This window comes from Ochrobactrum teleogrylli (assembly GCF_006376685.1).
GTDB classification, from domain to species: domain Bacteria; phylum Pseudomonadota; class Alphaproteobacteria; order Rhizobiales; family Rhizobiaceae; genus Brucella; species Brucella teleogrylli.
The window spans coordinates 1-5,687 of record NZ_VEWL01000031.1 but is presented as its reverse complement, the minus strand read 5'-3'; the positions used below and the strand labels follow the sequence as shown (position 1 = coordinate 5,687).

The window sequence follows — 5,687 nt, the reverse complement described above, 5'->3', positions numbered from 1 at the left end:
AATTCGCAGTGCTCACAGCATAGTTGCGTCCAGCGCCAAGCCGTGTTCCATCCCTACCAAATTTTTGCAACACAACCGGTTTTTTCACCATGAATTTTGATCGGGATAATAAAAGGCAGGTCGCCACGACAGCCTTTATGCTCGTTGTGGGCGGCGTAATGGGCTACGTGGTCGCCACGATGGTACTCGGGGCCTGGCATCGGAACTGGTCGGTCGGTCCCGGCTTCCTGTTGTTCAATCTGTCACAACTCCGCTTCAGTCACCCGCACGAATTTGCTGTCGCAATGACGATTATGGGACTGGCAACAGGGATCGGAGGCCTGTTCGGCACGAAGATGGTCGATGCGCGCCTGACCACCTTTGGCGTCACCCGCTGGCAGAAACCATCTGAATTGAAAAAGAACGCGTTCTTTGCCAATCCGGCGACCGGCTTCATGTTAGGGAAGACAACAAAGCCGGAAGGGAAGGGACAGCATATCGTCTCGGCGAAGTTCCCCCACTGTCTCCTGGTCGCGCCAACCGGTCGCGGCAAGACCGTCGGTTTCGTCATTCCCAATCTTCTGACATTTCTCGGCAGCGCCGTCGTGCTCGATGTGAAGGGCGAGTGCTTCGAGAAGACGGCACGGCATCGCGAGTAAATGGGCCAGAGAGTCTATCGGTTCGGACCGCGTGACTTCGATATGCCGAGCCACAGGTTCAATCCATTGCAGCGCATCGGCAAGATCAAGAACCCGGCTCAACGTATGTCAGAGCTTGAGAAGCTTGCTACCCTGTTCCTGACCGCCACGAGCTCGCAGGCCGAGAGTTTTCTACCGAATAGTCGTGGCGTCTTTATCGCCTGCGCTGTGCTCGCCTATGAGCGCGGCAACTTCACTCTTGGCTATATCTATAAGTTGATCAACGGCGGCGAACTGGGCAACAACGACAAATTTGCGCGCTATGCCGAAGAGGTCAAGGACCCGGCCGCCAAGGTTCTGCTGCAAAAATTCTCGAATACAGCAAAGGATACGCTGAGCGCCTATATCTCCATTCTGGATTCCAGCGGGTTTTCGCCCTGGGCGAACGCTCATACTTGTGCTGTGACTGCTGCGCATGATTTCAACTTCAGCGATTTCCGCCGGACGCCTTGCACGGTCTATTTCACCTGCCCCTATGAGGATCTGAAAACCATCGCGCCGCTCGTGCGCATGTTCTTTTCCGAACTCATCGCCACGCTTCAGCTGAAAGAACCTGGTCCGGACGAACCTTTTCCAGTGATGATCCTGCTCGATGAGTTCCAGCGCATCGGATGCATGCCTATCATTGTCGACAGCATGTCGCTGCTGCGCAGTTATGGCGGCAACGTTGCCGTCATCACGCAGTCCATTGCCGATCTGGACCGCGTATATAGCGTGGAAGATCGCAAAGCCATTCAGGCCAATAGCGGCATTAAGCTGTTTCTGACACCCGCCGAAAAGGACACTATCAGCGAGGTTTCCGAAGCGGTTGGCACCACAACCAAGAAAGTTGTGTCCCGTTCGAAGACGTTACGCGATGGGGTGATGGGCACCAATATTTCGGAGCGAACGGAGGAATATCCCTTGCTCACCAAGGACGATGCACGGCGATTGCCAATGGATGAGATTGTTATTGTCGTCGATGGCGGCATGCCGATCCGCGCCAAGCGACTGATGTATTTCGCCGATAAGGTGCTCAGAAAACTGTATAACGCACAGGATTTCAAATCACCACCACCAATGCCGACATACACCATCACTGAAGCCGATTATGAAGCCCCTGGCAGCGTTGCGGCAGAAGAGGTGCCGCAACAAGATCTGCAAGCTCAGAAAGACAAGTTGCATTCCGGCAAAAGCCTCGCGGATCAATTGATCGCGCGACGTGTTGCGCAACGGGTGGAAGAGGGCAAAGAAACACCGCTGCCCCAGCTGGATGCGCTGCGAATTCCAGCAAACATTGACCCTGATGCCGTAGCTGCTGTCTCGAACAATATCGCAGATTTGTTCAAGCAGGCTCAGCTAATTGCCGAGGATGGAATATAAACTCTGCATTGCGATTTTCTGGTTATTACAACAACGATCTGCTGTTATCGGAGAACAATTCAGTGTAACTATGCCGTACTGAATTGTTCTTTCTATATTTCACTAAATATACATATTCTTTTAGAGGTTTGATGCCGATAGAATCTGGAATCCTGGTTGCTTTCGACCGCTTCGGGCAACATTTCGCCTATGCCCGTCAGTATGATGACCGGGATTGCTCGAAGCAATCTGGCGAGAAACGGCAAAAGGCAGAAGCATTGCAAGCCGACGCGTCGCGGCGCGGCGGCAAAGTGATGCTCTTGTCGCCGGAGGACTTTGATCGTCTTATTATGATGAACGTCCGCAATGTTGGCGAAGAGTGCAGGCGAAGTGAACGACCATTGAACTCAATGGCTGATTTGTTCAAGCAGGCTCAGTTAACGCAGCCAGCGGGAGGTACGCATGCATGTCTTGAATCTCCTAAAGCGCCAATTGGAAGTGCATCGGGAACTGCGCAGGTTGGATAAGCACCTGAGTTTCAGGCGCGGCGTTCCCGTTCTCAATCCGATGCCGACTATCGTTCGAAACCATCCGCAGGGATTGGTTTGGGAACTGCATGTTCCTCACAAGCCAAATGTCTACATGCGTTTGCCGATACCTACCGGAGCAAGCGATTATGTTGTCTATGTCAGCGCAATATCCTTCTATCGCGCATGGTTGGCACTGCCTCAAGACCACGCCCGAAGGTGTCCTATCAAATCCGAGATGAGGAATGACTACAAGTTTCGATATGCCTGCGACCGGTTCATTGATACCGAAAAGAATCCCGTTCCGATTGCAGAGGTTGTACCAGGACCCATACATAAAGGCAGGCGAACCATTGATTTCCGCGACGGCATGACACGATCATTGTGGCTTTTGACGAATGACGTCGCGGTTTTCCCTGTGTTGTGTGACAATCACAGCGATGCAAGAAGTCTGATGGAAATAGCTGGCATTGCCCAACCTACGAGTCTCGTTTGATCCAGCGCCTTAAGGAAGAGCACTGGGATCACGGTTGATGGTATGCCGAGATTTTCTTTATTTAAACTAAAGTACATGTCAATAAAAAAATAAACATCTGTAAATCAGTAGATTCAACAGTGCTAATGTGTGAGAAAATCCAGTTGATATAAATCCTAATATTTTGGATTATAATAAAATAATGGTGTCTAGAGCTATGAGGTAATAAAATGGCTTACGTTACATGTGTTAAGACAGTGTATAATGAATCTCCTTATACGATTTTTGTAGATAATGGAGAAGATACATCACGGAATTTTCAGCTTGTTCCAACTGAAAACAAGTGGTTGAACTGGGGGATTCCATGGATCGGTCGCGAGGATGAAAGTTATAAAAGATTGAAATTCACGTCCACGCAACCTTTTAGCAAGGCATTATGCATCTACCAAGATTATTGGAAACCAGCTGACGCCAACGAAGTAAAATATACTTGGATGGAAGATTTTTCTTATGAGAAAGCCAATGGTCGTGCAATTGGCGGAGATCCAGACGGTGGTGGAAACAGGAACATGATTATCAAAGTGGATCCAATGTATGGCACGTTGAGCGTGTCGCTGGTCCGCGTTCCATAATGCGCATTACGCGATTTTTGATAAATTATTGATTTTATTGTACTTTCTAACGCACCTAAAAGAGGTTGCCGGCCCGAATTACTCAAACGTTCAAAGCCCATTCCTGTTTGTTCAGTCGAAATCCGCAACGCGTTCATGCGGTATAATCGCTGGCATCGTCATCTTGCGATGAGGGACTGATTTTTCGCCGATGTCTGTTATGAATGTGATTGCCGAATCTGAACAACAAATGATGTTTTGACTACTGATGATGACCGACCCGCTCCACATTCTCAAAACCATTTACTGATACGATGCCTTCGGTGGGCGGCAAGCGGAGATCGTATCGCATGCGATTGCAGGCAATAATGCATTCGTCCTGATGCCGACGGGCGGCGGCAAATCGCTATGCTATCAGATGGATCTGTTGCAAACGTTTCGTCAACGAGCAGTGATATAGGTTTTCAGCTTTCAAAAAGCTGGATTATTTGATGTTCAAAGGTCGCCATTTCGATAAGTCAGTGATCTTGCTTTGTGTGAGGTGGTACTGGCTTACAATCTCAGTCTCCGTAATCTGAAGGAAATGATGGCGGAGCGCGGCATTGAAATAGATCATTCGACCGTGCATCGATGGGTGCTGCATTTCAGCCCCATGCTGCTTGAGCGTTTCGATCGGAAGAAGCGTCAGGTAACCCGCAACTGGAATCTAGATGAGACCTATGTGAGGGGCAAAGGCGAATGGCTTTATCTGTATCGTGCCATCGACAGCAACGGCAATACCGTCTTGTTCCTGCTCAACAGAAACCGGGGGCTGAAGGCTGCCAGTGCTTTATCCGCAAGGCTCTGGCCCGACATGGCAGGCCAGAGAAGATCACTGTTGATGGGAGCCAAACTAAACGAACGGCCATCATGCAAAGTGATGCCGAGAGCCGGTTGCGACAGGGTGGAAGGTCCCTCATCATCCGCTCCAGTAAATACAAGAATAACACCATCGAACAGGATCATCGCCGCATCAAACGACGGATACGATCCATGCTCGGCTCGAAGTCCGAAGCCGCCGCCAGCATCATGCTCGCAGGTATAGAGCTCGTTCACATGATGCGAAAGCTGCAAGGCATTGGATCAACCGCACCGCTTTCACTCAAACAACAATTCACGGCACTTGCAGCATAGTTGCGTCCAGTGGTTAGCCGCGCTTTGTTCCACCGAAATTTTTGCAACAGATCCTTTGCCTGAGGTTTGGATCCAGATGACGAGGTTGCATCCCACTCTTTATAGCGGGTAATATTTAATAGATTTAATAATTTCGCCTACTTCATTATGAAGTATTAATATCGATTTAAAGTAACGAAATTTTGTTACCTGTTAATATATTCAGTTGAAAGTAAATCGTTTTTCACAAAAATTGGTTCTGCATTCCCTCTGTATTCAAATTTTGAAACTGTAGGGGCCACAAGAATATTTACTTCAACTGCAATCAAAAAGAGTAATATAATGAGTGATGATAAAAATAATGACAAGAATGTCGCTGGACCAATCCAGTCACTGAATGGCTTGTACAGTTTGCGTAATTTTTTTAGCGATACACCCGTGTACTTGTCTGCAGACCTGACTGATCCAGACGAACCAAAACTGGTGGTAAGTGATAAGCCATTCTTTTGGCACGTGGTGTCGCCGATAGGTGACTACGTCGACACGGCTCAGGGCAGCATTTTTATTGTCAGAGAAGATGGCGTGCGTGTTTTCATACAGCCGGGCCCAACAACTCCGGGGGGGCTAATCTCCGCCGTTCTGTCTACAGAACGCAAGGCTGCCCTGTGGAGCTATCTTGATGGACCAGCCTCAGTCGGCAGTGGCACGATCAAAAACCGTTTTGCATTCTGTCTAGACGACATTTATCGCAACGCTTTGGGCGTGGTGGATAATGCGCCCGTTTTTAACATTGGATGGTTGCTTGTGGAACCCAATACCAAGTGAATTAAAACGGATTTTTAACAATTCGCTCCACTGAATTGCTTTAAATTTTCGTCATGAACGCTAATCGCAAGCTCCCGAC

4 protein-coding genes and 3 pseudogenes are annotated in these 5,687 nt (G+C 49.0%); all 7 read left to right on the top strand.

Translation table 11 applies throughout. The features are described 5' to 3' along the window. The first annotated feature begins 89 nt into the window (after positions 1–89). The 7 genes and pseudogenes from FIC94_RS22225 to FIC94_RS22205 all read left to right on the top strand — a co-directional run bounded on the left by FIC94_RS22225 (position 90) and on the right by FIC94_RS22205 (position 5,608). A pseudogene (locus FIC94_RS22225) lies at positions 90–2,039 on the top strand (type IV secretory system conjugative DNA transfer family protein). Positions 2,040–2,170: 131 nt separating this feature from the next. After that, positions 2,171–2,545: a hypothetical protein gene (locus FIC94_RS22220; RefSeq protein ID WP_140026457.1), complete on the top strand. Its 375-nt coding sequence runs from the start codon at positions 2,171–2,173 to the stop codon at positions 2,543–2,545. Next, a complete protein-coding gene (locus FIC94_RS22525; RefSeq protein WP_180918116.1) occupies positions 2,481–3,041 on the top strand; it encodes a plasmid fertility inhibition factor family protein in 561 nt (186 codons plus the stop codon). Before FIC94_RS22220 ends, FIC94_RS22525 begins: the two co-directional genes overlap by 65 nt. Positions 3,042–3,250: 209 nt before the next feature. Further along, a complete protein-coding gene (locus FIC94_RS22215) occupies positions 3,251–3,652 on the top strand; it encodes a hypothetical protein (protein ID WP_140026456.1) in 402 nt (133 codons plus the stop codon). Positions 3,653–3,899: 247 nt separating this feature from the next. Further along, positions 3,900–4,061 (top strand): annotated as a pseudogene (locus FIC94_RS22935) (hypothetical protein); the annotation flags it as partial. Between the two features lie 153 nt (positions 4,062–4,214). After that, a pseudogene (locus FIC94_RS22210) lies at positions 4,215–4,804 on the top strand (IS6 family transposase). Positions 4,805–5,125: 321 nt separating this feature from the next. Next, the gene (locus FIC94_RS22205; RefSeq protein ID WP_140026455.1) at positions 5,126–5,608 is read left to right on the top strand and encodes a ricin-type beta-trefoil lectin domain protein; all 483 of its coding nucleotides are present in this window, start codon (positions 5,126–5,128) and stop codon (positions 5,606–5,608) included. The last annotated feature ends 79 nt before the right edge of the window (positions 5,609–5,687 follow it).